This is a genomic window from Actinopolymorpha singaporensis (assembly GCF_900104745.1).
Classification (GTDB): domain Bacteria; phylum Actinomycetota; class Actinomycetes; order Propionibacteriales; family Actinopolymorphaceae; genus Actinopolymorpha; species Actinopolymorpha singaporensis.
Window position 1 is genome coordinate 1,382,195 of record NZ_LT629732.1, and the last position, 25,790, is coordinate 1,407,984.

The 25,790-nt window shown below is 72.6% G+C and carries 21 protein-coding genes; 14 read left to right on the forward strand and 7 right to left on the reverse strand.

Going from position 1 to position 25,790, the window contains the following annotated elements:
* Position 1 precedes the first annotated feature (1 nt).
* Both BLU27_RS06265 and BLU27_RS06270 read right to left on the reverse strand, forming a co-directional pair.
* Complete coding sequence (locus BLU27_RS06265) at positions 2–517, reverse strand: GNAT family N-acetyltransferase (RefSeq protein ID WP_197681704.1); 516 nt, start codon at positions 515–517, stop codon at positions 2–4.
* An 88-nt stretch (positions 518–605) separates the two neighbouring features.
* Positions 606–2,744 (reverse strand): amylo-alpha-1,6-glucosidase, encoded by a 2,139-nt coding sequence (locus BLU27_RS06270; RefSeq protein ID WP_092651469.1) that lies wholly within the window; start codon positions 2,742–2,744, stop codon positions 606–608.
* A 351-nt stretch (positions 2,745–3,095) separates the two neighbouring features.
* Here BLU27_RS06270 and BLU27_RS06275 point away from each other — a divergent pair, with 351 nt between their 5' ends.
* The 8 genes from BLU27_RS06275 to BLU27_RS06310 all read left to right on the forward strand — a co-directional run bounded on the left by BLU27_RS06275 (position 3,096) and on the right by BLU27_RS06310 (position 13,386).
* Positions 3,096–5,255 (forward strand): 3-hydroxyacyl-CoA dehydrogenase NAD-binding domain-containing protein, encoded by a 2,160-nt coding sequence (locus BLU27_RS06275; protein ID WP_092651472.1) that lies wholly within the window; start codon positions 3,096–3,098, stop codon positions 5,253–5,255.
* Between the two features lie 81 nt (positions 5,256–5,336).
* Positions 5,337–5,966 (forward strand): hypothetical protein, encoded by a 630-nt coding sequence (locus BLU27_RS06280; protein ID WP_092651475.1) that lies wholly within the window; start codon positions 5,337–5,339, stop codon positions 5,964–5,966.
* Between the two features lie 113 nt (positions 5,967–6,079).
* Positions 6,080–6,892, forward strand: coding sequence for a hypothetical protein (locus BLU27_RS29790; protein WP_197681705.1), 813 nt, complete (start codon positions 6,080–6,082; stop codon positions 6,890–6,892).
* Between the two features lie 81 nt (positions 6,893–6,973).
* Entirely contained in the window at positions 6,974–8,137 is a 1,164-nt protein-coding gene (locus BLU27_RS06290; RefSeq protein WP_092651478.1) for an acyl-CoA dehydrogenase family protein, read from the forward strand.
* Positions 8,138–8,186: 49 nt separating this feature from the next.
* Entirely contained in the window at positions 8,187–9,335 is a 1,149-nt protein-coding gene (locus BLU27_RS06295; protein ID WP_092651481.1) for a CaiB/BaiF CoA transferase family protein, read from the forward strand.
* A gap of 383 nt (positions 9,336–9,718) precedes the next feature.
* Positions 9,719–10,870 carry a pyruvate dehydrogenase (acetyl-transferring) E1 component subunit alpha gene (gene pdhA, locus BLU27_RS06300; protein ID WP_241827817.1) on the forward strand — a complete coding sequence of 384 codons (1,152 nt, stop codon included), beginning with the start codon at positions 9,719–9,721 and terminating at the stop codon, positions 10,868–10,870.
* Positions 10,867–11,847 (forward strand): alpha-ketoacid dehydrogenase subunit beta, encoded by a 981-nt coding sequence (locus tag BLU27_RS06305; RefSeq protein WP_092651485.1) that lies wholly within the window; start codon positions 10,867–10,869, stop codon positions 11,845–11,847. Before pdhA ends, BLU27_RS06305 begins: the two co-directional genes overlap by 4 nt.
* Before the next feature lie 27 nt (positions 11,848–11,874).
* Positions 11,875–13,386, forward strand: coding sequence for a dihydrolipoamide acetyltransferase family protein (locus BLU27_RS06310; RefSeq protein WP_092651487.1), 1,512 nt, complete (start codon positions 11,875–11,877; stop codon positions 13,384–13,386).
* A 23-nt stretch (positions 13,387–13,409) separates the two neighbouring features.
* Here the strand turns inward: BLU27_RS06310 and BLU27_RS06315 are convergent, their stop codons facing one another.
* Complete coding sequence (locus BLU27_RS06315; RefSeq protein WP_092651489.1) at positions 13,410–15,071, reverse strand: alkaline phosphatase D family protein; 1,662 nt, start codon at positions 15,069–15,071, stop codon at positions 13,410–13,412.
* Between the two features lie 210 nt (positions 15,072–15,281).
* Here BLU27_RS06315 and BLU27_RS06320 point away from each other — a divergent pair, with 210 nt between their 5' ends.
* The gene (locus BLU27_RS06320) at positions 15,282–15,890 is read left to right on the forward strand and encodes a hypothetical protein (protein ID WP_157728267.1); all 609 of its coding nucleotides are present in this window, start codon (positions 15,282–15,284) and stop codon (positions 15,888–15,890) included.
* A gap of 111 nt (positions 15,891–16,001) precedes the next feature.
* Here BLU27_RS06320 and BLU27_RS06325 read toward each other — a convergent pair whose 3' ends face one another.
* The 3 genes from BLU27_RS06325 to BLU27_RS06335 all read right to left on the reverse strand — a co-directional run bounded on the left by BLU27_RS06325 (position 16,002) and on the right by BLU27_RS06335 (position 18,877).
* Positions 16,002–16,544, reverse strand: coding sequence for a hypothetical protein (locus tag BLU27_RS06325; RefSeq protein WP_092651493.1), 543 nt, complete (start codon positions 16,542–16,544; stop codon positions 16,002–16,004).
* Positions 16,541–17,233 carry an RNA polymerase sigma factor gene (locus BLU27_RS06330; RefSeq protein WP_241827818.1) on the reverse strand — a complete coding sequence of 231 codons (693 nt, stop codon included), beginning with the start codon at positions 17,231–17,233 and terminating at the stop codon, positions 16,541–16,543. Before BLU27_RS06330 ends, BLU27_RS06325 begins: the two co-directional genes overlap by 4 nt.
* A 78-nt stretch (positions 17,234–17,311) precedes the next feature.
* The gene (locus tag BLU27_RS06335; RefSeq protein ID WP_092651495.1) at positions 17,312–18,877 is read right to left on the reverse strand and encodes a 3-hydroxyacyl-CoA dehydrogenase; all 1,566 of its coding nucleotides are present in this window, start codon (positions 18,875–18,877) and stop codon (positions 17,312–17,314) included.
* Positions 18,878–19,132: 255 nt separating this feature from the next.
* Here BLU27_RS06335 and paaN point away from each other — a divergent pair, with 255 nt between their 5' ends.
* Positions 19,133–20,803 (forward strand): phenylacetic acid degradation protein PaaN, encoded by a 1,671-nt coding sequence (gene paaN, locus BLU27_RS06340; RefSeq protein ID WP_092651497.1) that lies wholly within the window; start codon positions 19,133–19,135, stop codon positions 20,801–20,803.
* Between the two features lie 157 nt (positions 20,804–20,960).
* Entirely contained in the window at positions 20,961–21,830 is an 870-nt protein-coding gene (locus tag BLU27_RS06345) for an aldo/keto reductase (protein ID WP_092651499.1), read from the forward strand.
* Between the two features lie 89 nt (positions 21,831–21,919).
* On the opposite strand, the gene BLU27_RS06350 is transcribed toward BLU27_RS06345, so the two are convergent.
* Positions 21,920–22,579 carry a hypothetical protein gene (locus BLU27_RS06350; RefSeq protein ID WP_157728268.1) on the reverse strand — a complete coding sequence of 220 codons (660 nt, stop codon included), beginning with the start codon at positions 22,577–22,579 and terminating at the stop codon, positions 21,920–21,922.
* A gap of 237 nt (positions 22,580–22,816) precedes the next feature.
* On the opposite strand from BLU27_RS06350, the gene BLU27_RS06355 reads away from it, so the two are divergent.
* From BLU27_RS06355 to BLU27_RS06365, 3 genes are read left to right on the forward strand one after another with little or no spacing between them, the layout of a single operon-like run.
* Positions 22,817–23,506, forward strand: coding sequence for a DNA/RNA non-specific endonuclease (locus tag BLU27_RS06355; protein ID WP_092651503.1), 690 nt, complete (start codon positions 22,817–22,819; stop codon positions 23,504–23,506).
* Positions 23,507–23,517: 11 nt separating this feature from the next.
* Positions 23,518–23,928, forward strand: a complete 411-nt coding sequence (locus BLU27_RS06360; protein WP_092651505.1) for an immunity protein YezG family protein — start codon at positions 23,518–23,520, stop codon at positions 23,926–23,928.
* A 51-nt stretch (positions 23,929–23,979) separates the two neighbouring features.
* Complete coding sequence (locus BLU27_RS06365; protein WP_092651507.1) at positions 23,980–25,776, forward strand: NHL domain-containing thioredoxin family protein; 1,797 nt, start codon at positions 23,980–23,982, stop codon at positions 25,774–25,776.
* Positions 25,777–25,790 lie beyond the last annotated feature (14 nt).

Consider the following 25,790-nt stretch of genomic DNA (forward strand, 5'->3'; position numbering starts at 1 on the left):
GCTACGCGTCGGCGCGGAGCAGGCCGTAGATCACCCCGTCACGCCAGGCGCCGTCGCGCCAGCAGACCTCGCGAAGCACACCTTCGCGCCGGAACCCCACCTTCTCCAGGGTGCGCTCCTCGGCGAGGTTTCCCGACTCGACGCGGGCCTCGAGCCGGTGGACGGTCGTGTACCTGAACAGGTGGTCGACGAGCACCCGGTGCGCCTGTGCGCCGAGCCCGTTGCCGCGGTGCTCGGGCAGCAGCGCGACACCGACCTCGAGGCAGGTGCCTTTGGGTCCGGCGTAGTCCAGTCCGCGCCAGGACACCAGGCCGGCGACCTCCCCGTCCACTGTGACGGCCAGAGCGGTGGAGTCCTCGCCCACGTAGCTGTCCTTCTCGAAGCGACGGCGGCGAATCTTCGGATCCACGAACCCGTGCCACTCGAACGCGCCCAACGCCTCCGGGTCCGTGCACAGGCGATCCAGGACGTCCAGGTCGGCCTCGAGGAAGGCGCGCAGCGACAGTCGTTCGGCCATCGGCCGATCGTAGCCGGGCACCCGCCGCCGAGTGCCGCACGCGAGGTCGTACGGCCGTACGCGAGGTTGCGCGGCCGGACGACCCGCCCTACACGTTCCGGGTCTCGACCTTGACCGGAGCGGAGGTCTGCACCTCGACCCGGCCGGTCGCGTCCACCGCGACGGTGAGCGGATGCCCGGCAACCCGCAGCCCGCTCACCCGCAGCGGCCACCACTCGGCGAAGTCCGCCGCCGGCGCGACCCGCAGCGTCCCGCCGGGCACGTCCGGCTCCAGCCCGAGCGCGGCGGTGAGCATCACCACCGAGGCCGCCGCCGACCACGCCTGCGGCCGGCACGAGGCGGGGTAGGCGAGCACGGCGTCCCCGGCGTGTGCGTCGGTGCCGGCGAAGAGTTCCGGCAGCCGGTACGCGAAGTCCGGAGCGGTCCGCAGCAGCCCGAACGCCAGCGAGGCCGCGACCCGGTGGTGGCCCGCCCGGGACAGTCCGAGCATGCCGATCGCGGTGTCGTGCGGCCACACCGAACCCGAGTGGTAGCCGAGCGGATTGAACCCGGCCGCGTCGGCGCTCATCGTGCGCAGGCCGTAGCCGCTGTCCAGGTCGGACTCGGCCATCCGGGCCGCGACCCGGGCGGACTCCTCCGGGTTGAGCAGTCCGGTGCCGAGCAGGTGGCCGAGGTTGGAGGTGGCGGTGCCGACCGGCCGCTTCGCGCCGTCCAGTGCGATGGCGGGGAAGGAGCCGCGCCGGTCCGACACCCAGAACGTCGTACGGAAGCGCTCGCGCATCGCCTCCGCCCAGTCGCGCAGGCGGTCCGCGCCGGGTCGGCCGAACGCCTCGAGCAGTGCGGCACCGCCGATGGCCGCCTCGTGGGCGTACGCCTGCGCCTCGCTGAGCGCGATCGACGGGTCGGCGATCGTGCCGTCCGGGAACTGGATGGAGTCGTTGGAGTCCTTCCAGCCCTGGTTCGCCAGGCCGTGCCCGGACTCGTCGATGTACTCCAGGAAGCCGTCACCGTCGGCGTCGGCTTCTCCGGTCAGCCAGCCCAGCGCCGCCTCCAGCGGGTCGAGCAGCTCGGCGACCTCGGCGGCCGGCATGCCCCAGCGCCAGGCGTCGTGCAGGAGCGAGATCCACAGCGCGGTGGCGTCGATCGTCCCGAAGTACAGCGGCGGGAGCCCTCCGGGGCCGCCGACGGCCAGGGTGTCCTGGCGTACCTCGTGCAGGATCTTGCCCGGGGCCTCGGCGGTGTCCGGGTCGAACCGGGTGCCCTGGCGGCGGGCCAGGGTGTGCAGCGTGCCGCGAGCGAGGTCGGTGCCGAGCGGCAGGGTGAGCCGGGCCGCCCACAGCGAGTCCCGGCCGAACAACGTGAAGAACCACGGGCTGCCGGCGGCGAGGAACACGTCGTCCGGCGCCATCGGGTCGGCGAGCGCGAGCGCGGCCAGGTCCTCGACGCTGCGGTCGACCAGCCGGACCAGTTCGGCCGGGCCGGAGACCTCGACCTCGGACCAGCCGGGTCCGTCGGCCGCGGGCAGGAACGCACTGGTGGCGGTCACTGTGTCGGCGGAGCCGGCGGCAGACGCGACCCGCTCCACGGTGAGCCGCAGCGTGGTCGACCAGCGGGTGCGTGCGGGCAGCCGGACCCGCCAGGCGAACACCGCGTGCCCCTCGGCGTCGGTCTCGTACGTGACCGGTGTCCGCTCGCCGGCGCCGGCGCCGGGACCTGAGTCGGCCGAGTCGCCGTCCGCGGCGAGCAGCGTCACCCGGACGTCCTCGCCGGCCCAGGCGCAGGTGCCCGATCCCGCCGCGGTCAGGGGCGCCAGGCCGGGCCGGCCGCCGCGTCGTACGTCGTCCATGGCGGCGAGGTCGGAGCCGGCCCGCACCCGGACGGTGCACTCCACCGCGGTCCGGGCCGCGTTGACCAGGGTCAGGTCCTCCTCGATGCCGTCCGGCACGGCCCGGCGTTCGCGCTCGACCCGGACCGTCGAGTCGGCCCCCGGGTCGCCCAGGTCGCGCGCCACGCCCACGAACCGTGCCGTACCGGCGTCGTGGAGGGCGTGCCCGACCGGCGTCGGCTCGACGCCGTTCACGTCGACCAGCAGGGTGGACAGGGCGCGCCGGTCGTTCAGCAGAACTCCCTGGACGCCGCCGGGCCGGATCTGCCCGTCCCGGTCGGAAAGTGCGACTGCGGGGGCGTGCACGCAGCTGACCAGCTCATGCAGGAACGGTTGCGGCATCGGCGTCTCCTCACCACGGCGGCGGTCCGCGGATGCGCCGTTCCCGACCCGATCCCGATCGTTCCTCATCGTTATCGATCTGATCGTGGACGGGGACTGGCGCCCGAACCGGTTGGCGCAGGATTGTGTCCTACGTTCGGTCCGCCAGTGTGGCCGGTCCGACCGTTCGGCCCGTCGGCGGGACCGGCTCCGGCCTCGTGGGCGCGCCGGGCGTACGGACTGAACGCCGGGCCGGGCGGGTAGCGTCTCCACACAACACTGCGAGAACACACCGCGAGCTCGACACCGCGGGAACACACGCGACAACACCGCGACAACACACCGCCGTCCCCGAGCGTGGATGAGGACGTGATGACAGACGCCGTGCGGTACGACCGGGACGCCGACGGTGTCGTCACGCTGACGTTCGACCAGCCGGGCCAGTCGGCGAACGTCATGAACGCCGACTACGTGACGGCCATGGGTGTCGCGGTGGACCGGCTCGAACGCGACCGCGACGCGGGCGAGCTGCGCGGGGTGGTCCTGACCTCGGCCAAGTCGACCTTCTTCGCCGGCGGCGACCTGGAGATGCTGCGCGACGTCGACCGCGGCGATCTCGCGGAGTTCCGCGGCTTCCTCTCCCAGGCCAAGACACAGTTGCGCCGGCTCGAACGCCTCGGCCGCCCCGTGGTCGCCGCGATCAACGGGTCCGCGCTCGGTGGCGGCCTGGAGATCGCGCTGGCCTGCCACCACCGGATCGCGCTGGACGACCCGGCGGTCCGGATCGGCTTTCCCGAGGTGACGCTCGGGCTCCTGCCCGGTGGCGGCGGCATCGTCCGGTCCGTCCGGCTGATCGGCCTCACCGCCGCGTTGCCGCTGCTGGTCGAGGGCACCCAGCTCGGCGCTGGCGCGGCCGCCGGGGCGGGGCTGGTCGACGAGCTCGCCGCCACGCCCGAGGAGGTGCTCTCCCGTTCCCGCGCCTGGGTCGACGCCCGGGCCGCCGAGCCCGAAGGGCCGGTCCAGCCCTGGGACCGCAAGGGGTTCCGGGTGCCCGGCGAGCCCACCGACGCCCAGGGATACGCCGCGCTGTCCGCCGCTCCGGCGATGCTGACCAGCCGTACGCACGGCGCCTACCCCGCGCCCGAACGCATCCTGGCCGCCGCCGTCGAGGGCACGTTCGTCGACGTCGACACCGCGCTGGAGATCGAGACCAGGTACTTCCTGGAACTCGTGACCGGCCAGGTCGCGAAGAACATGATCGGCACGCTGTGGTTCGGCCGGAACGAGGTCGCTCGCGGCGCGTCCAAGCCGCCCGGCTACGAGAAGCGGCCGGTGCGCACGCTCGGCGTGCTGGGCGCGGGGATGATGGGCGCCGGGATCGCCCACGTCAGTGCGTACGCCGGCATCGACGTCGTACTCGCCGACGTGTCCGTCGACCTCGCTCGCGCGGGCCGGGACCGGATCGCCGCGCTGCTCGACGAACGCGTGGCGAAGGGCCGGCTCGCCCCCGCCCGCCGGGACGAGGTGCTGTCCCGGATCACCCTCACCGACACCGGGCCCGGGATGGCCGCGCTGGCCGACTGCGATCTCGTGGTGGAGGCGGTGTTCGAGGACCGCGGGGTGAAGAACGCCGTGCACGCCGCCGCCGAACGCGCCGCCCCCCGGGCGTTCCTCGCGTCCAACACCTCGACCCTGCCGATCACCGGCCTGGCCGCGGCGGTGCGCGCGCCGGACCGTTTCGTCGGGCTGCACTTCTTCTCGCCGGTGCACCGGATGCCGCTGGTGGAGATCATCCGCGGTGAGCAGACCTCGCCGGTGACGCTGGCCGCGGCGTTCGACTTCGTACGCCAGATCGGCAAGCTGCCGATCATCGTCAACGACGGCCGCGGCTTCTTCACCTCCCGGGTGTTCGGCACCTACGTCACCGAGGGCATCGCCATGGTGGTCGAGGGCGTACCACCCGCCGTGGTGGAGAACACCGCGAGGACGGCGGGGTTCCCGGTCGGCCCGCTGGCCGTCGCCGACGAGGTGAGCCTCACCCTGCTGGCCCGGGTCCGGGCGCAGGAGGTGGCAGACCTCGCGGCGGAGGGGCGTACGCCGGCACCGTCTCCGGCGTACGACGTGATCGACGCGATGGTGCGTGAGCTCGACCGGCCCGGCAAGGGTGGCGGCGCCGGTTTCTACGACTACGGAGGCGGCGGAGGCGACGGAGGCGACGGAGGGAAACGGCTGTGGCCCGAGCTGGCGGAGCGGTTCGCCACCGGGCCGGGCGAGGTGCCGGTCGGCGACGTCGCCGACCGGTTGCTGTACGTCCAGGCGCTGGAGGCGTTGCGCTGCCTGAACGAGGGGGTCGTCCAGACCGCCCGCGACGCCAACGTCGGGACGGTCTTCGGGATCGGTTTCCCGGCCTGGACCGGCGGTGCCGCACAGTTCGTCTCGGCCTGCGGCGGGCCCGCGGTGTTCACGGCGCGTGCCAAGGAGTTGATGGCGCGTTACGGTGACCGGTTCCAGCCGCCGCCTATCAAGTGGTGAGACTTGTTTCCCCCCAATCAAGCCTCTCGCCTGGATAATGTCGCCCCCGGACCTCGGTCCCTGTGAGTACCGGAGGGAAACATGCTGGTTCTCACGCTTGATCAGCGCGGCAGCCGCAACGGCGTCGACAAGATCGACGGTTTGCTTGCCCGGTTGCACGCCAACCCGGCCTCCAAGCGGTTCGTCCGCGACTTCGAACGCACGGCGGGGGACGAGGTGCAGGGGTTGCTCAACCATCCCGACGACGCGGTGGACGTCGTGCTCGACGTCGTTCGCGCCGGCGACTGGTGGGCAGGAGTGGGCGTGGGGCCGGTCCGCGAACCCATCCCGGCGAGTGTGCGCGCGGCCAACGGGCCGGCGTTCATCAACGCCCGGGAGGCGGTCGAACGGGCGAAGAACACCCCGTCCCGGCTGGCCGTGGTCGGGCCCGACCCCCGTACGGCCGCAGAGGCGGAGTCGCTGCTGGCCCTGCTGTCCGCGGTGGTGCAGCGCCGCACCGGTCCCGGCTGGGAGGTGGTCGACCTGATCAGGCAGGGCCTACCGCAGAAGGACATCGCCACCGACCTCAAGATCAGCCCGCAGGCGGTGAGCCAGCGCCTGCGCACCGCCTTGTGGCAGGAGGAACGCGGTGCCAGGCCGCTGGCCGCCCGGCTGCTCACCCAGGCCGACCAGGCGGCCGGTGCTCCGGCGTCCACCTCCGGTCGCGACTGAAAGGTACGCAGGGCACCCGGAGAGGGCGAGCACCTGTCAAAGTACGCAGAGCGGCTGTCAGAGTACGGAGAGCACCTGCCGACGGGGAGACGGGGAGGGACGGTGAGTTCCGGATGAACGTGTCGGGCGACCTTGCGCTGGTCGTCCTCGCCCTCCTCACCGTGGTGGCCGTGGGCTCGTGGGTGCCGACGGTCCACGACCGGGTCGAGCAGCTCCCCTGGTGGCTGGTGGCGTTCGTGCCCGCGGGCCTGCTCGGCCTGGCCGGCCTGTGTGCGAGCGGGATGACCGGCGCCCCCTCGCACGAGATCCGGGTTCTCGCCGCGGTGCTGAGTGTCGCGGTGGCCATCTCCGGCGGTGAGCCGGTGACCCACGCCATCCTGCGGGGCGCCGGCGAGTCCGGGATCCCCGACATCACCCGGCCGGTCGCGCCGGCGCCGACGCCGTTGCCGGCTGAGGGTACGGACGCGGGGACGTCCGGCGGTCCGGGTACGGCTGCGGGTGCACCCGAGCGGCCCGACGGGGGAGCGTTCGCGGGGACGGGCACCCGCCCGGCCGGCGGCGACCCCCTGTCCGGCATGGCCGCCGAGCGAGGCCTGCCCGGCACCGGCGGACTGCCCGCCGGTACGCCCGGCGCCGGGCGGAGCATCACCGGACCGGAGGCGCCGCGCCGGCCGGGGCGGGTGCGGACCGGCCGTCCCGTACTCCGCGGCGGCGCCTGGATCGGCGTCCTCGAACGCGCCGCGATCGCGAGCTGCCTGCTGGTGGGGTACGGCGAGGGCGTCGCGGTGGTCCTCGCGGTGAAGGGCCTGGGCCGCTACCCCGACCTGCGCGCCTCGGGCGCCGCCGAACGCTTCATCATCGGCACGTTCGCCAGCCTGCTGTGGGCCGGCGGCGCTGCGGGCATCGGCCTGCTGCTGCGGCCCTGACCCGCCGTCGGCCGGGGTCACGGCGTCGCGGACCGTCGCCGGCGGTTTACGGCGCCCGGCGGGCACGGCAGGATCGAGACCATGCGGGCCCACGGCTACTTCGACGCCGACCACGACGCGTTCCGGGAATCGTTTCGTACGTTCTGTGCCCGCGAGGTCGTGCCCCGCCAGCCTGGTTGGGACAAGGCCGGCCTGGTCGACCGGGACGTCTGGCTGGCCGCCGGGCGGCAGGGGTTCCTGGTGCCCGCCGCCGACGAGGCGTACGGCGGACTCGGCATCACCGACCTGCGCTACGAGCAGGTGATGATCGAGGAGCTCGCCGCGGTGCACGAGTCCGGCTTCGGGCTCGGCCTGCACAACGGTGTCGTCGCGCCGTACCTCCTGCACGCCGCCACCCGCAGCCAGAAGCGCAGGTTCCTCACTCGCGCTGTCACCGGCGAAGCCGTGCTCGCGATCGCGATCACCGAACCCGAGGCCGGTTCCGACGCCGCCGCGCTGCGCACCCGGGCGGTGGAGGACGGCGACCACTGGGTGCTGGACGGCGCGAAGACCTTCATCTCCAACGGCATCACCGCCGACCTCGTGCTCGTCGCCGCGCGTACCGAACCCGACCGGCGGCACGGCATCGGGCTGTTCGTCGTGGAGAGCGGGACGCCCGGCTTCACCCGGGGCCGCAAGCTCGACAAGCTGGGGTTGCGTACGCAGGACACCGCGGAGCTGTTCTTCGGCGGCTGCCGGGTGCCGAAGCAGAACGTGCTCGGCCACCCGGGCGAGGGGTTCGTCCAGCTGACCCGGCAGTTCGCCCAGGAACGCCTGGTGGTCGCGATGAGCGCGGTCGCCAGCGCGGAGGTCGCGCTGCAGGACACGATCGCCTACGTGCGGGAACGCCAGGCGTTCGGCCGGCCGCTGTCGGCGTTCCAGGACACGAGGTTCCGGGTCGCCTCGCTGCGGACCGAGGTGGACGTGGCGCAGGCGTACGTCGACCAGTGCGTGCTCGCCGCCAACGCCGGTGCGCTGGATGCGCCGTCGGCCGCGCAGGCGAAGCTGTTCGCGACCGAGATGCTCGGCCGGGTCGTCGACGACTGCGTGCAGATGCACGGCGGGTACGGCTACATGTGGGAGTACCCCATCTGCCGGGCGTACGCCGACGCGCGGGTGCAGCGCATCTACGCCGGCACCTCCGAGATCATGAAGGACATCATCAGCCGCGCCATGCTGGGGCCTGTCTCGAAGGGGGACGCCTGACTCGTGTCCGCCGGGGGAGTAAGGCGCGCCGCACGGGAATGATGGCCGGATGAGTGGCCCGCTGACCGGCGTACGCGTCCTGGAGTTCACCAACCTCGCCCCGGTGCCGTTCGCGGCGACGATGCTGTCCGACCTCGGCGCCGACGTGGTGCGGGTGGACCGCCACGACGCGGTGACGGGCGGCCCGGCGCGACCAGGCGACCCGCTCGCGCGCGGCCGGCGGTCGATCGCCCTCGACCTCAAGCACCCGGAGGCGGTCGCCGTCGCGCTCCGGCTGGTGGAGTCCGCGGACGTGCTGGTCGAGGGCTTCCGGCCGGGCGTGTGCGAGCGCCTCGGCATCGGACCGGACGCCTGCCTGGCCGTCAATCCGCGGCTGGTCTACGCCCGGATCAGCGGGTGGGGCCAGGACGGTCCCGGCGCGAAGGAAGCCGGGCACGACCTGGACTACCTCGCGGCGTCCGGGGCGCTGGCGCCGATCGGCCCGTCCGGCGCGCCACCCACCCCGCCGCTGAACTACGTCGCCGACTTCGCCGGCGGAGGGATGCTCGCGGTCGTCGGCATCCTCGCCGCGCTGTGCGAACGTGAGCGCTCCGGCCGCGGCCAGGTCGTGGACGCGGCGATGGTCGAGGGCGCCGCCTTGTTGTCGGCGCAACTGCGCGGGCTCCTCGCCGACGGCATGTGGACCGGGCCGCGCGGCGGCAACCTGCTCGACGGCGGCGCGCCGTTCTACCGCTGTTACACCTGTGCGGACGGCCGCTTCGTCGCGGTGGCCGCGCTGGAACCCCGCTTCTACGCAGCGCTCCTCGCCGGGCTGGGGCTGGTCGAGGAGGACCTGCCCGGACAGTACGACGAGGCGGGCTGGCCGTTGCTGCACGAGACGTTCGCGGCGGTGCTGGCCACCGGCACCAGGGACGAGTGGGCCGAACGCTTCGCCGGTACCGACGCCTGTGTGACTCCGGTGCTCGACCCGGCCGAGGCACCGCACCATCCGCAGGCGGCCGCCCGGCGGTCGTTCGTGGATGTCGGCGGACAGGTCCAGCCTGCCCCCGCGCCCCGGCTGTCGCGGACGCCGAGCGGTGTGCCGGGCCCGGCCCCGGTGCCGGGTGCCCACACCCGGGAGGTGCTGGCAGCCGCGGGGTTCGGCGAGGCCGAGGTTCGCGAGCTGGTCCGCTCCGGCGCGGTCGCCGCCGACCGGTGACAGTGCGCGACCAACCTGCGGCCAACCCTGTGACCAGCGCGGATAGTCGGGCGCCCGACCATCCGTTCGGACGTCCGACAAACTGTGGGAGCCGAACGACTTCGGTTGCGGCTAACCGTGGAATCCGACATGGTGCGGTCTGGTCAGAAGGGCAGATCCTGGACGGACAACCCAGGCGGTCACGCTTGGGACGACCTGGCGCACCGGGGTTCGGGTGCGTCGAGCGGGCGCTGTCGGTACGTTAGGTGGCACGACTGTGGGATCGGTCACAGCCGTGCGTGTCGGACGTAGGTCGCGCCCACCGGTGGCGACGAGTCCGACGCGACTTGAGCTCCGGCCCGGTGGCGGCGACCCCGCACACCGATGGACTGAAGGAGTGCACGGTGACGCAAGGCACGTTCGGGGCCCCGGCGGGTGAGCCCGACCTCGTCCAGCTGCTCACGCCCGAGGGCGAGCGGTGCGAGCATCCCGACTACGCGTTCGACCTGGACGACGAGGCCGTCAGAGGCTTCTACCGTGACATGGTGCTGACCCGGCGCATCGACGCCGAGGCGATCGCCCTCCAGCGTCAGGGCGAGCTGGGCATCTGGGCGTCGCTGCTCGGCCAGGAGGCGGCACAGATCGGCTCCGGCCGCGCGGTCCGGCAGCAGGACTTCATCTTCCCCACCTACCGCGAGCACGGCGTCGCGTGGTGCCGCGGCATCGACCCGCTGGCGCTGATCAGCCTGTTCCGTGGCGTCGACCACGGCGGGTGGGACCCGGCCGACGTCAACTTCCACCTCTACACGATCGTCATCGGCGCGCAGACCCTGCACGCGACCGGCTACGCCATGGGCATGCAGCGCGACGGCTGCGTCGGCACCGGCGACCCGGAGCGGGACGCGGCCGTGCTCGCCTACTTCGGCGACGGGGCCAGCGCCCAGGGCGACGTCAACGAGTCGTTCATCTGGTCCGCGGTGTTCAACACCCCGACCGTCTACTTCCTGCAGAACAACCAGTGGGCCATCTCCGCCCCGCAGGAGAGGCAGTCCCGGATCCCGCTCTACCGCCGGGCCGCGGGGTTCGGCTTCCCCGGCGTACGCGTCGACGGCAACGACGTCCTCGCCTGCTACGCCGTCACCAAGGCGGCGCTGCAGCAGGCCCGCGACGGCGGCGGCCCGACGCTGATCGAGGCGTTCACCTACCGCATGGGCGCGCACACCACCACCGACGACCCGACGCGTTACCGCCTGCAGGACGAGCTGGAGCACTGGAAACTCAAGGACCCGCTGGCCCGGGTCAAGGCGTACCTCACCCGCAACGCCCTGGTCGACGACGCGTTCCTCTCCGACCTGGACGCCGAGGCCGACGACCTCGCCGCCCACGTCCGGGCCGGCACCCTCTCCATGCCCGAGCCCGACTTCGCGGCGACCTTCGACCGGGTGTACGCCGAGATGACCCCCGAGCTGCGCGCCCAGCAGGAGTGGTTCCGCGAATATCACGCGTCCTTCCAGGCGGCCGACGGCGGCGCCCCCCACGCGGAGGTGACCCGATGACCGCGCTCACTCTGGCCAAGAGCCTGAACGCCGGCCTGCGCCGCGCCATGGAGGACGACCCGAAGGTCGTCATCATGGGCGAGGACATCGGCCGCCTCGGCGGCGTCTTCCGGGTCACCGACGGACTCCAGAAGGACTTCGGCGAGGACCGTGTCATCGACACGCCGCTGGCGGAGTCCGGCATCGTCGGCACCGCCATCGGCCTCGCGCTGCGCGGCTACCGGCCGATCTGCGAGATCCAGTTCGACGGCTTCGTCTACCCCGCGTACGACCAGATCGTCAGCCAGGTCGCCAAGATGCGGTTCCGCTCCCAGGGCCGGCTGGCGGTCCCGATGGTGATCCGGATCCCGTTCGGCGGCGGCATCGGCGCGGTCGAGCACCACTCGGAGTCCCCCGAGGCCTACTTCGTCCACACCGCCGGGCTGAAGGTCGTCGCCTGCGCCAGCCCCGGTGACGCGTACTGGATGATCCAGCAGTGCGTGGCCAGCGACGACCCGGTGATCTTCCTCGAACCCAAGCGCCGCTACTACGAGAAGGCCGAGGTCGACACCGAGGCCACCGAGGCGCCGTATCCGCTGTACGCGTCCAGGGTCGTCCGCGACGGCACCGACGCGGTGTTGCTGGCGTACGGGCCGATGGTGAAGACCTGCCTGGAGGCCGCGCAGGCCGCCGCCGAGGAGGGCAAGGACCTCGCCGTGGTCGACCTGCGCACGCTCTCGCCGCTCGACCTCGACCCCGTGTACGAGCTGGTACGCCGGACCGGCCGCGTCGTCACCGTGCACGAGGCGCCGATCACCGGTGGCCTGGGCGCCGAGCTCGCCACCCGGATCACCGAGGAGTGCTTCTACTCCCTGCAGGCACCGGTGCGGCGGGTGGGCGGGTTCGACACGCCGTACCCCCCGGCCCGGGCGGAGGAGAACTTCCTGCCCGACCTGGACCGCATCCTCGACGCGGTCGACCGCGTACTCGCCTACTGAGGGACCGAACGTACGAAGGGATGGTCCATGACCGAAGCGCGCGAGTTCCGGCTCCCTGACGTCGGCGAGGGGCTGGTCGAGGCCGAGATCGTGTCCTGGCGGGTCAAGCCGGGTGACGAGGTGAAGGTCAACGACGTCGTGGTCGAGATCGAGACCGCGAAGTCGCTGGTCGAGTTGCCGTGCCCGTACGCAGGGACGATCGCCGAACTGCTGGTGCCCGAGGGGCAAGTCGTCCCCGTCGGTACGCCGATCATCCGGGTGGCCGCGCCCGGCACCGCCGTGCCACCCGCCCCGGCCGCTACTGCTCCGGCGTCCGCCGCTCCGGCGTCCTCTGCTCCCCAGGCCGCCGAGGCGGCCGTCGCCGGCTCCTTCGACGTCGCCGCCGGGACCTCGTCCGCGACCACCGAGAAGGCCGCGGCTGCCGACGAGCAGAAGACCAGCATGCTCGTCGGGTACGGCCCGCGGACGACCTCCGCCCGCCGTCGCCCGCGTACCGGCGCGCCCGTGCCCGCTCCGGCGAGCGCGACTCCCGCCGCCCCCTCCGTCCCCGCAACGCCCACGACTCCCGCGCCGCCGCTACCCGTGACACCCGTGCCGGCTTCTCCCGCACCCGCAACCGCCGGCCCCGGTGTGCTAGCCAAGCCGCCGGTCCGCAAGCTGGCCAAGGACCTGGGCGTCGACCTCACCCAGGTGCCGCCGACCGGCCCGAACGGCACCGTCAGCCGGGCCGACGTGGAGGCCTTCGCCGCCGGTACGACAGCCGGTACGACAGCCGGTACGACAGCCGGTACGACGGCCGAGCCCGACCAGGCCGCGACCGCAACCGCCGTACCCACCGCCGGTGAGACCCGGATCCCGGTCCGCGGAGTACGCCGCTCCACTGCGCAGGCGGTCACCCAGAGCGCGTTCACCGCCCCGCACGTGACCGAGTGGGTCAGTGTCGACGCCACCGCGACGATGGAACTGCTGGACCGGCTCCGCGCCCGCCGCGACTTCGCCGACGTCCGGCTGTCCCCGCTGGTGGTGGTCGCCAAGGCCTGCCTGCTCGCGCTGCGGCGTACGCCCGAACTCAACGCGACCTGGGACGAGCCGGCCGGCGAGATCGTCCTCAAGCGCGACGTCAACCTCGGCATCGCGGCCGCCACGCCGCGCGGACTGATGGTGCCGCACATCAAGCGCGCCGACCGGATGCCGCTGGCCGAACTGGCCCGGTCGCTGACCGAGCTGACCCAGACCGCCCGCGCCGGCAAGACGCCGCCCGCGGACATGCTGGGTACGACGTTCACGATCACCAACGTCGGTGTGTTCGGCGTCGACGGCGGCACCCCGATCCTGAACCCCGGCGAGTCCGGCATCCTCGCCGTCGGCGCGATCCGCAAGCAACCCTGGGTGGTCGACGACGAGGTGGTCCCGCGCTGGGTGGCCACGCTGTCGTTGTCGTTCGACCACCGCATCGTCGACGGCGAACAGGGCTCGCGCTTCCTGATGGACGTCGCGAGCGTGCTGGAGGACCCCGCCTCCGCGTTGCTGCTCGCGTAGGGCGGGGTCCACCCGGGACAGGATCAGCGGCGGCCGGGGGTGAGGGTCCGCGCGTACAGCACGTTCGCCTCCTGGTCGCGCAGCCGGACGGTCAGCTCCCCGCTGTCCCCGGCGATCTCCACCTCGCCGAAGTGCTGCCAGCCCTCCATCGGCGAGGCGCCCTGACGCGGCGGGGCGTGCACGTACACCGCTTCCGGTCCGAAGGTCGCGTCCAGCCTGTTCGGCCCGAACGCGCCGGCGTTGAGCGGGCCGGACACGAACTCCCAGAACGGCGAGAAGTCGGTGAAGGTCGCCCGGTCCGGTGAGTAGTGGTGCGCGGCCGTGTAGTGGACGTCGGCGGTCAGCCAGACGACGTTGTCCACCTGTTGGCGGCGCAGGGCCGACAGCAGGGTGGCGATCTCGAGCTCGCGTCCCTTCGGTGCACCGGGGTCGCCCTGGGCGACGCCCTCGATCGCGGTCGCGCCGTCGGGGACGACCAGGCCGAGCGGCAGGTCGTTGGCCACGACCTTCCAGGTGGCGCGCGACCCGAGCAGCCCGTCGGTCAGCCAGCGCAACTGCCGCCAACCAAGTACGCCGCCGTCCGGGACGGTCTCCAGCCCGGGCGTGTTCGGGTCCTTGTAGGTCCGCATGTCCAGCACGAACACGTCCAGCAGCGGTCCGTACGACACCTTCCGGTAGACCCGGCCCTCGGGGTCGCGGTGCGACGTCCGGATCGGCATCCACTCGAAGAACGCCCGGCGCGCCCGCGCGGCCAGGACGTCCACCCGCTTCTCGGTGTAGCGGTCGTCCTCCAGGATCTGGCCGGGGTACCAGTTGTTGTGCACCTCGTGGTCGTCCCACTGGTTGACCTGCGGCACCTCCGCGGCGAAGGCACGCACGTTGCGGTCCAGCAGGTTGTACGCCCACTGGCCGCGGTACTCGTCGAGGGTCTGCGCGACCCGGCTCTTCTCCTCCGTCACGACATTGCGGTAGACCCGCCCGTCGGGCAGCGTGACGGCCTCGGTCAGCGGGCCGTCGGCGTAGACCGAGTCGCCGGAGTGCAGGAAGAAGTCCGGGGCGAGCGCGCGCATCCGGTCGAAGATGGTGATGCCGCCGAGGTCGGGGTTGGAGCCGAAGCCCTGGCCCACCATGTCGCCCGACCACAGGAACCGTATGTCCCTCCGGTCCCGGGGCGCGGTGACCAACCGGCCGGACAGCGCCTCGCCCCGGACCCCGTAGCGGTCGGGGTCCTCGAGGTGGACGCGGTAGAACAACTCCTGGCCGGACGGCAGGCCGTGCAGGTCCACCCGTCCGGTGTGGTTGGTCTGCGCGGTGAGCACCGGCCCGGGCACGGTGACCGCCCGGCGGAAGTCCGGCGTCCGGCTGACCTCGACCCACATCCGGGCGGTGCGGTCGGCGCGGGCCCACACCACCGCACCGTTCGCGGTCGGGTCACCGCTGGCGACGCCGTGGGTCAGCCGGGGCCGGCCGGAGCGGAGCGCGGCGGGTGCCGTGAGAGGCCTATCGGCGGACGCGGTGGAGGCGCCGGCGACGGGCGCGTGGACGAGGCCGGCGAGCCCGGCGGTGGCGAACCCTGCCGAGGTGAGTCCCGCGCGCAACAGGGTGCGGCGCGGCAGGGCGGACGGCTGACGGGGCGACGACTGGGACGAGAGCTGGGATGACTGGGGGACGCGGGGTGCGGACATGATCGTTTGTGTACGCCGCAGCGGTGACCGCCGGCGCAACAGCCGGTGACGTGCCGGTGATGATCAGCGAACCGCCGAACATTCCCCTCCGCCGAGGCCGCCGCCGCCGTAAGACCGCGGGTACGTTGGGTGATTACCGGACAAACGTACGTGACCGTGATCAGCCGCACATGTCATGATCGGTTGCTCGCTTCTCGGGAGGTACTCATCGTGCGTCGACATCGAAATACCTGGCTGGCCGTGCTGGCCACGTTGGTTCTCGTGTCCTGGCAGGCCCAGGCCGCCCAGGCGGCCACCGGAGTTCCCGACCGTTCCCGGCACTGTGCGGTCGGCATGCCGGCCATGCGGGCCGGGCAGCCGGGCACCGGCGCCCACTTCGCCAAGCCGAGCAGGATCTCCTGCTTCGGCTCGTTCGCGGAGTCCGTTTCCTACGCCACGGCAGGCCGGGTCCGGCTGGCTCCCGACGCCCGCTCGGTGAGCACCCGGCAGCTGCAGGCCGCGGGCGTCGTCTCCACCCCCTCCGCGCTCGCCTCCCAGCCACTGGTGGGGATCGAGTACGAAGACTCCAACTACGGCGGTGACTCGCTGGTCCTCTACGGCTCCAGCGGCTCCGGCTGTTACTCCGGGACGTGGTACGGCTTCCCCAACCTGTCCAGTCTCGGTTTCGACAACCGCATCTCCTCCGCCCGCACGTACTCCAACTGCCTCGGCCGGCACCACGACGGCACCAGCTACACCGGCAGTTACCGCTACTGCGACGGGAGTTGCTCGACGTTCGGCACGATGAACGACCGGACGTCGTCGATCAAGTTCTTCTGAGCCTCCTGGCCATCCCGACATCCCGGGGGGCCGACCGGGCCGGGCGGGTCCCGCCCGGCCCGGTCGAGGGGCTCGCCGGCCGCGCTGCCGCCCGGGGGCAGCGCGGCCGGCTCATCTTGTGGCGCTTGGCAGGCCGAGGCGTTCACAGGTGGAGGGAGGTCCTGGAAACACCCCCGCCACGCCTTTGTCGAGGGTGCACGCCACAAGAGGGGGGACGCGGGCCGTACGGCCCTGCGCTGCGGTGGGGCTTCGGTGGCCGGCGGAGACGAGACCGGTGCGCCACGCCTGCCCGCACGCGGCGACCGGATCGTGGATGGCAACGGTGCCGCTGGCCGAGGCGGAACTTCCCGCGGGCATCTCCCGGGCGACCGCGACCCGGGCGACGTCGACGTGTGCCGACTCGACCCTCGGCGCGGAGTAGCACAGGACGCTGCTGGTGTCGCTCGGTGGTTTGAACGCGACGTAGGCGGTGGCGGCACCACCGGCCAGCACCATCGCGAAGGCACTTCCTCCGACGGCCGCGCCCTTCCAGGTGCGCCGCCACCAGGGGCGGCTGGTGCCGCTCACCTCGGCGACGAGCGCGGTGCGGAGCGCGTCCCGGCGTTCCCGCGGCATCGTTCGTGGGGGTGGAAGGTGGAAGTCGTCGTCGGTCATGGCAGGAGTTCCCCGTTCACGTTGTTCGAGCGGCGCGCCGAGAAGGCCCTTCCCGGGGCCCTTTCCTGGGTACTTCCCGGGCTCGAGGTGGGCGCGGGACCCCCCGTTCGTCCCGCGCCCGCCTCGAGCCCGGCAAGCCGGCGTAGGTGTTCGCGGGCGCGGGAGAGCCGGGAGCGGACCGTGCCGACGGGAATCCCGAGGGCCACGGCGGCGTCGGTGTAGCTGAGTCCGGCCCAGACGCACAACGCGAGCACGTCCTGCTCGTCTGGTAAGAGACGGGTGAAGACCTCGAGCACCCGTTGCATGGCGCGCTCGTCGTCGACTCGGGAGACCGCGTCGTCGGCGGGGTCGGGGGCGACCACCGCCGGTGGCAGTTTCGCGAGCAGGCGCCGATGACGCCGCAGGCTGCGGTCGCGGTTGCGGACGACGTTGTTGGCCACCGCGAGCAGCCAGGGGAGGATCGACTCTCCGCTGAGCGAGACGTCGTGCCGACGCCGCCATGCCTCCAGGAACACCACCGAGGCGAGGTCCTCCGCTGCTTCCCACGATCCGGTACGGCGGAAGCAGTGGTTGTAGACGGCGTCGATGTGGCGCTCGAAGAGCCCACCGAACGCCGACGGGTCGTCGCCCTTGGCGGCCTTACGCCAGAGCTCCCCGTCGGAGTCGCCGGTGGGCCGGAGTTGATCCACATCCCCTCTATGTCCGCACCGCGAGGAGGGTTCGCGACTTTCTCGGGGAAAGTTCCCGGACACGGGCTTACCCGGGAGCTAGAGGCTGCGCAGCGAGCGCCCGGTCCGGGCGGCCCGGACCAGCAGAGGGCTCGGGCGATACCTACCGCCGGGGTAGGCGCGGGCGAGCGTGCCGAGGACGTCCGCGACGACCTCCGGGCCCACCTGGTCACCCCAGGCCAGCGGACCGCGCGGATAGCCGGTGCCCAGCCGCATCGCCACGTCGACGTCGGGGGCGCTCGCCTCCCGGCGGGCCACCAGGTCGACGGCCTCGTTGACCAGCATGCAGACGGTGCGGGCGACGATCAGACCGGGCACGTCGTCGATGACGCTGACCGCGAGGCCGGCAGCCTGGAACAAGCCGATCGCGTGGTCGAGGGTGCCCGGCTCGCAGGCGTCGCCGGGGGCCAGGCACACGCGCGTGGCCGTCGCCGCGTCACCCACCCAGTCGAGGGTCACCGCGTCGCCGTCGAAGGTGGCGGGTTCGCCGGTCGTCTCCAGGACCAGGCCGCCGCCGGGGAGTTCGATGCCGTACGCCGACTCACCCGGCTCGAACTCGCCCGGTCCGGAACGCTGGGCAGCCGGCCCGGTGTCGTACCGCTCCATGCTCACCCCGGCCGCGGCGATCCGGTCGAGCAGGCCGAAGCAGGCGGTGAACCCGCCGTGGTAGGTCACCTGGTCCGGAGGCGTTCGCGGCTGCGCCGTCCGCGGCCGGGGCGGCCCCGAACTCCCGGCGTCCCCGCCGTATTCGTACCACCCGCGGCCGGTCTTCCGCCCCAGCCAGCCGGCGTCGACGACCTGCTGCTGGGCGACGAACGGCGCATAGCGGGGGTCGCCGAACGTCTGCTCCCACACCGACCGGCCGACGGCGAGGTTGACGTCGTTGCCCACCAGGTCGGCGAGGGTGAACGGGCCCATCGGGAACCCGGCCGCCTCGGTGAGTACGGCGTCGATGGTGGCGCAGTCGGCGCCGCCCTCCTCCAGCACCTGCATCGCCTCGCCGTAGAACGGCCGGGCCACGCGGTTGGCGACGAAGCCGGGTGTCGACGCGCACCGCACCGGCGTCTTGCCCCAGGCGGTGGCGGTGTCGGCGACTGTCTGTGCCACCTGCGGGTCGGTCGCCGCGCCCGCGGGCACCTCCACCAGAGCCATCAGCGGGGCGGGATTGAAGAAGTGCATGCCGCTGACCCGGTCCGGACGCCGCAGGCCGGCGGCGATGGCTGTCACCGACAGGGTGGACGTGTTGGTGGCCAGGATCGCGTCGTCGGCGCAGACCTTCTCCAGGGTGCCGAACACCTCCCGCTTGACCGGCAGCTGCTCGACCACGGCCTCGATCACCAGGCCGCTCGGCGCGAGGTCGGCCAGCGAGGCGGCGGCGGTCAGCCGGCCCCGCGCCGCATCGGCGGCGGACCTCTCGAGCCGGCCCTTCTCGACCAGCCGGTCCAGCCGGGCCAGGATCTGGGCGACGCCGCGGTCGGCAGCGCCGTCCTGCGCGTCGTACAACCGCACCTCGTGGCCTGCGACCAGGGCGACCTGGGCGATGCCGGCGCCCATCGTCCCGGCGCCCACGACACCGACCGGAGTGGAAACAGGAAGTACCGCCATGGCCCCATCCTGGCGTACGTGCGAGCGCGCGTGCACTCGTACTGTGGACCACCCGTGGCGCCACGTGCGTGGCCTGCCCTCCGCCCGGTTGTCGTCCACAGACCGTGCGGTGGGGACGTCCTGGCACTGCTCGGCCCCAAGATCCGCTCGGTGCGGCAGCGCATACACGAGGGACAGCGGTCGGGTCCCAGCCGGCGCCGGAACGCGTCCGTGCAATGCACGCCGGGGAGGCCGCCGAACGCCTACGCTGACGCCGTGGATGCCGACACTCTCGACCAGGCCGTCGCCGCAATCCGTTCCCGCGGCTACTACTCCGCGTTCCCCGAGTCCCCGAGCCCACGTGTCTACGGACCCGACGCGGCCGCGGAGGGGCAGCGGGCGTTCGAGGCGTGGGAGGGACGGGCCTTTCCGGTCAGCGTCCCGGGCGCGGACGGCGCCGTGGCCACCGAGAAGTCGCCGTTCGGCATCCCGCTCGGCGTGCGCTATCCACAGGTCGGCGCCGGGGGCCTGGACGACCTGCTCACCGCCGCCCGGGCCGGCATGGCCCGGTGGCGGGACGCCGGACCCGACACCCGGGTCGAGGTGACGCTGGAGATCCTGCAGCGGCTGCACGGACGCGTCTTCGAGCTCGCGAACGCGGTGATGGCGACCACCGGCCAGGCGTTCGTGATGGCCTTCCAGGCCGGTGGGACGCACGCGCTGGACCGGGCGCTGGAGGCGGTGGCGTTCGCCCACACCGAGATGACCCGGCACCCGGCGACGATGGTGTGGGAGCGCCCGGCCAAGGGCGACCCCGTGCGGGTGGAGAAGACGTTCACCGTCGTCCCCCGCGGGGTCGCGGTGGTGATCGGGTGTACGACGTTCCCCACCTGGAACTCCTACCCCGGCCTGTTCGCGTCCCTGGTCACCGGCAACCCGGTCGTGGTGAAGCCGCACCCGCGGGCGGTGCTCCCCCTGGCCATCACCGTCCAGACCTGCCAGGAGGTCCTGGCCGAGCGCGGCTTCGACCCGCACCTCGTCACCCTCGCCGCCGAGGCCGAAGACGCCGGCCTGGCGAAGGACCTCGCCACCCGTCCGGAGGTGCGGATCGTCGACTTCACCGGGTCGGGGGAGTTCGGCGGCTGGCTGGAGTCACACGCCACCCAGGCACTCGTCCACACCGAGAAGTCCGGCGTCAACCCGGTCGTGATCGACTCCACCGGCTCCTTCCGCGGCCTCACGGCCAACCTCGCGTTCACGCTGTCGCTGTACTCCGGGCAGATGTGCACGACCTCGCAGAACATCTACGTGCCGGCCGGCGGGATCGAGACCGACGAGGGTCACAAGAGCTTCGCCGACGTCGGCGCGGGACTCGCCGCGGCAGTCGACAAGCTGCTCGCCGACGAGGCCCGGGCGGTCGAGTTGCTCGGCGCGATCGTGAACGACGACGTGCTCGGCCGGGTGGAGCGAGCCGCGGACCTCGGTGAGATGGTGCTGGAGTCGCGCTCGCTGGACCACCCCACGCACCCGGACGCGGTGGTCCGCACCCCCGCGATCGTGGCGGTCGACGCGGGTGGTCCGGGCGACCCCGGGGACCGGCCGTACGCCCGGGAGTGCTTCGGCCCGGTGACGTTCCTCGTCCGGACGGCCGACACCAGCGAGTCGCTGGACCTGGTGCGCCGGCTCGGCCACGAGCGCGGCGCGATGACCGCGGCGGTGTACTCCACCTCCGAGCCGGTCCTGGACGCCGCCCGGGAGGTCGCGCTGGACGTGGGCGTCGCCTTGTCGGAGAACCTCACCGGCGGGGTGTACGTCAACCAGTCGGCGGCGTTCAGCGACTACCACGGCACGGGCGCCAACCCGGCCGCCAACGCCGCCTACGTCGACGCGGCCTACGTGACCGGCCGGTTCCGGATCGTGCAGAGCCGCCGGCCGGCCCCGGCCTGACGCCGGATTCGCCGGAATGGTCCGGCCGCTCGGCGTTCGATTGGCCAGGCGTGGCCACACCGTATGGCGCCCCGTCGCCGTAGAGTGAACGCCGTGCCCGGGCACGCAGGTCGCGCGGGCGCACGATCGTGTCCAGACTCGTGGAGCGGAGTTCACCATGGAAAAGCGGCGGCTAGGACGGCTCGAGCACCAGAGCAGCGTCCTCATCTACGGCGCGGCAGCGCTCGCCGAGGTGACCCAGGACGTCGCCGACGCGTCGATCCAGGAGGCGCTGGACGCGGGCATCAACCACTTCGACACGGCCGCGAGCTACGGCGACGCCGAACTGCGGCTGGGCCCGTGGATGCCGCGCATCCGTGACCAGATCTTCCTCGCCACCAAGACCGGTGAGCGGGAGCGTGAGGCGGCCTGGGCGCAGATCAACGCCTCCCTGGAACGCCTGCAGACCGACCGGCTCGACCTGATCCAGCTGCACGCGGTCGGTGACCGTGAGGAGCTGGACAAGGCGACCGGCACCGGTGGCGCGCTGGAGGCGGCGATCCGGGCGCGCGACGAGGGCCTGGTGTCCCACATCGGGATCACCGGCCACGGCCACGAGGCGCCGGCCACCCACCGCGAGGCGCTGCGCAGGTTCCCGTTCGACACCGTGCTCACCCCGCTCAACTACGCCCTCGGCCGCGACGAGACCTACTACAACGCGTGGCAGGAGCTGGCGGCCGAGACGCAGCGGGTGGACGCCGGTCTGATGATCATCAAGACGGTTGCCCGGCGCACCTGGACCGAGGACGACCACCGTTACACGACGTGGTACGAGCCGCTGGACGACCAGGACAACATCACCGCCGCGCTGGCGTGGGTGCTCTCCCACCCGCAGATCACCGGCATCGCCACCGCCGGCGAGGTGCGGTTGCTGTCCAAGCTCATCCAGGGTGAAAAGGACCGTGCCTCGCTGAGCGCCGAGCAGATCGCCGGGCGACTGGACAAGGTCGACGCGTACGCCTCGCCGTTCGTGTCGATGCCCATCTGAGGACCGAGCCGGATCCAAGCGCGTGACTGCGGGGCGGACTCTTCGGGTCCGCCCCGTGGCCGCCGCGGCCGGACCCTGCAGGACAGGCTCTAACCGGCCTGGTCACAGGTGCCGGGGTCGGTGATCTCCAGCTTCCCGACGGCGTTCTGCACCAGGTCGGTCGTCTCGCTGACTGCCGAGTCGGAGGCGTCGTCCGCCGGGGTGTAGGTGATCTTGACGACCTCGCTCCGGTCGTCGGGGAAGGCCTGCGCAAAACGCCATTCGGTGCCGCGCTGCACGCTCAGCTTCCCGACGACCTGGTTGTCGGTGTCGCGCTGCAGCGTCACCCCGTCGGTTCCGCGTACGACCGCGCGCAGATCCGCCTGTGACCGCTGTGCCCGCTCCCCCGTGTAGTACCGCCCGGACACGCTCACCTGACCGCCGCCGTCGTCGCCGGACACGGTGTAGGTCGCGCCGTCCGTCGTCTCCTTCGCCGTCCACGACGACGGCATGGCGAACTCGAGCGTCGCGCAGGTCACCCGCACGGTGCCGGCAGTGGGTGACTCCTGCTTCACCGTGGCCGTGGGCTTCGGCGTGGGGCCGGAGGTCGAGGTGTCGCCGGGTTGGGGCGAGCGGCTCGGCGGGGCCTTCGGCGGGCGTTCGGCGAGACTCACCGGCTGCACCGCGGGTACTCCGCATCCGGCGACCAGCGCTCCGGCGGCGACCAGCACGAACCATCCGGCTTTACCGGCTCGCCCTGCTCGCGACATCGGCGCACACCTCTTCCCACTCGTTCCCGCTCTGACCGGCACCCGAAGACCGAGCCGGTGTCGTACCCGACCGGCTCGGCAGGACCACCCGGCACTGTAGTCCGCCGCGCCTTCTGGCCGAGGACGCGCGGGCGCCGAACTGTGGACAACGACCCCCTGTGGAAAACGGTCGCCTACCCGAACGGTCCGCCCTCTATCGTGAGAGCTCGCTGACGAGGTGGCCGGGGAGAACGCGACATGGCACGACGTGGTGTGGCGGGGGAGTCGAGCACGCGCGTGGCGCGCGCGATCGTCAGGCGGCTGGAGAAGATGTCCGGCCGGCGGGTCCGCGTTCATCACGTCGACCCCTCCGACGCCCGGGTCAACCGCCACCACCTGCCTGGCCACACGCCGTCGGGGCACACAACCGCCCGGGACGCGCCCAACTCCAGGCGCGGGTGGGAACCGGACACGATCTACCGCGTCCACGACCGGGACACCGGGCTCAGCGCGGTCTACCAGACCGACAGGCACGGCCGGGTCTCCCGGGTGGAGGGCCGGCTGGTGCGGAACAAGAACGTCCGCGACCCCGACCAGCAGGTCCTGTCCGGAGGCGCCGACCGCCGCCAGTCCGGAAACCCGCAGGGCTACGACACCGACGCCGGCGGCCACATCATCGCCCGCGAGCTGGGCGGATCGGGAGCGGGGATCAACACGCTGCCGCAGAGCTGGCGGGAGAACAGCTACGGGCAGTGGCGCAACATGGAGCGGCGGCTGAAGGACCTGGTCGACGCCGACAACGACGTCGACCTGAAGGTCGTACCGAAGTACCGCGGTGAAGGAGAACGGCCGGACTGGTTCAAGGTGGAATACACCGTGACGCCGAGGGACGGCAGCCCGCCCTATACGGTCACGGAAGTAATCTCCAACCGCAGCAAGCCGAAGTAGGGACGCAGGCGATGGTGGACCAGGCACGCCAACAGGAGCTCCTGCAGGCGATCGGGCAGGCGCTCGTCGACGAGTTGCCGGACGACTTCACCTCCGCCCGGGTGGTCTGCTCGATGGTCGGGGACCAGGCGCGGTTCGACGTCGTCCACACCGACCGGACCGGGCGGCAGACCTCGACCGGGATGCCCGACGATCTCTATGAGCTGTTCTCGGACCTGCGGGACGCGACGTACGAGACGGGCAAGGGCGCGTGGTACACCGCCCGGTTCGAGCTCGCCTCCGACGGGCGGTTCAGCATCGACTTCGACTACGACGGCGAGCCCAGCGTGGCGTCGGCGACCGAGGACGACTTCCGCGAGGACCTCGAGCGCTACCCCCGGGAGCCGGACCTCGTTCCGGGCTGGTACGCCCGCCGCACCTGACGCGACCTCCCGGGACGGGCACGTCGCGGGCTTACAAGATAAGTTCCGCTCATGCGGATACGTGCCCCTGAGCTGGTCGGACGTGGTGGCTGGCTGAACACCGGCGGCCGGCAGTACGAGCTGGCCGACTTCCGGGGCCGCTTCCTGCTGCTGGATTTCTGGACCTTCTGCTGTGTCAACTGTCTGCACGTCCTGGACGAGCTGCGGCCTCTGGAGGAGAAGTACTCCGACGTCCTGGTCGTGGTGGGCGTGCACTCGCCGAAGTTCGCCCACGAGGCGGAGGAGGCGGCCGTCCGGTCCGCGATCGAGCGGTACGCCGTCCGCCATCCCGTTCTCGACGATCCTGACCTGACCACCTGGCAGGCCTACACCGCGCGGGCCTGGCCGACGCTCACCCTGGTCGACCCGGAGGGGTACGTCGTCGCGCAGTACTCCGGCGAGGGCCACGCGCACGCGCTGGACGCCCTGCTGGCCGAACTCGTGCCGGCCCACGACGCCCGGGCGACCCTGCGCCGGGACTCCTCGCCGTACGTCCCGCCGCCCCCGCCCGACACCGCCCTGCGTTTCCCCGCCAAGGCGGCGCCCCTGCCCGACGGCAACCTGCTGGTCGCCGACGCGGGAGCGCACAGCCTGGCCGTGCTGGCGCCCGACCTGGAGACCGTCGTCCGCCGGATCGGCACCGGCGAGCGCGGCTTCCTCGACGGCGGCCCGCACGAGGCGGCGTTCCGCGAGCCGAACGGCCTGTGTCTCCTCCCGCCCGACGTCGCCGCGTCCGCCGGCTACGACGTGGTGGTCGCCGACACCGCCAACCACGCCCTGCGCGGCGTACGCCTGTCGACCGGTCAGGTGCACACCCTCGCCGGCAACGGCCTGCAGTGGATGCGTGGTGACGGGGTCGGCGCGCTGTCCAGCCCCTGGGACGTGGCGTGGTACGCCGGCCAGGTCTGGGTGGCGATGGCGGGGATCCACCAGCTGTGGACGTTCGACCCGGCGAGCCGGGAGGCGCGTCCGGTGGCGGGTACGACCAACGAGGGCCTGGCAGACGGCCCGCTGCCGCAGGCGTGGTTCGCCCAGACGTCCGGGCTCGCGGTGTCCGCGGACGGGCGGCGGTTGTGGCTGGCCGACGCCGAGACCTCCGCACTGCGCTACGTCGAGGACGGCGAGGTGCACACGGTCGTGGGCACCGGCCTGTTCGACTTCGGCCTGCGGGACGGCCCGGCCGGCCAGGCGTTGCTGCAGCACCCGCTCGGGGTGACCGTGCTGCCCGACGACTCGGTCGCGGTCCTCGACACCTACAACGGCGCCGTCCGCCGGTACGACCCCGCGGCGGACACGGTGACGACCCTCCTCGCCGGCCTGGTCGAGCCGAGCGGCGCCGTGGTCGACGGGGACACGCTGATCGTGGTGGAGTCGGCCGCGCACCGGGTGGCGAGGTTCCCGCTCGGCGGCCAGGTACGGTCCGTCCGCGAGTTCGCCCACCAGACCCAGCGCCCGGTGACGACGGTCGCGCCCGGTGTGGTGGAGCTGGTGGTGGAGTTCGAGCCGCCGCCGGGGCAGAAGCTGGACGACTCCGCCGGTCCGGCGACCAGGTTGTTCGTGTCCGCGACCCCGCCGGCGTTGCTGCGCGAGGGTGAGGGCAGCGGCACCCACCTCACCCGGCGGCTGGTCCTGGACGCCGCCGTCGGCGATGGTGTCCTGCACGTGGCGGCCACCGCGGCGAGCTGCGACGAGGACGCCGAGCACCCGATGTGCCACATCCACCAGCAGGACTGGGGCGTGCCGGTGCGGCTGGTGGAGGGTGCCGGGGCGACCCTGTCACTCGTCCTCGGGGGCAGCGTCGAGGAGTGACTGCGGCAGGGCCA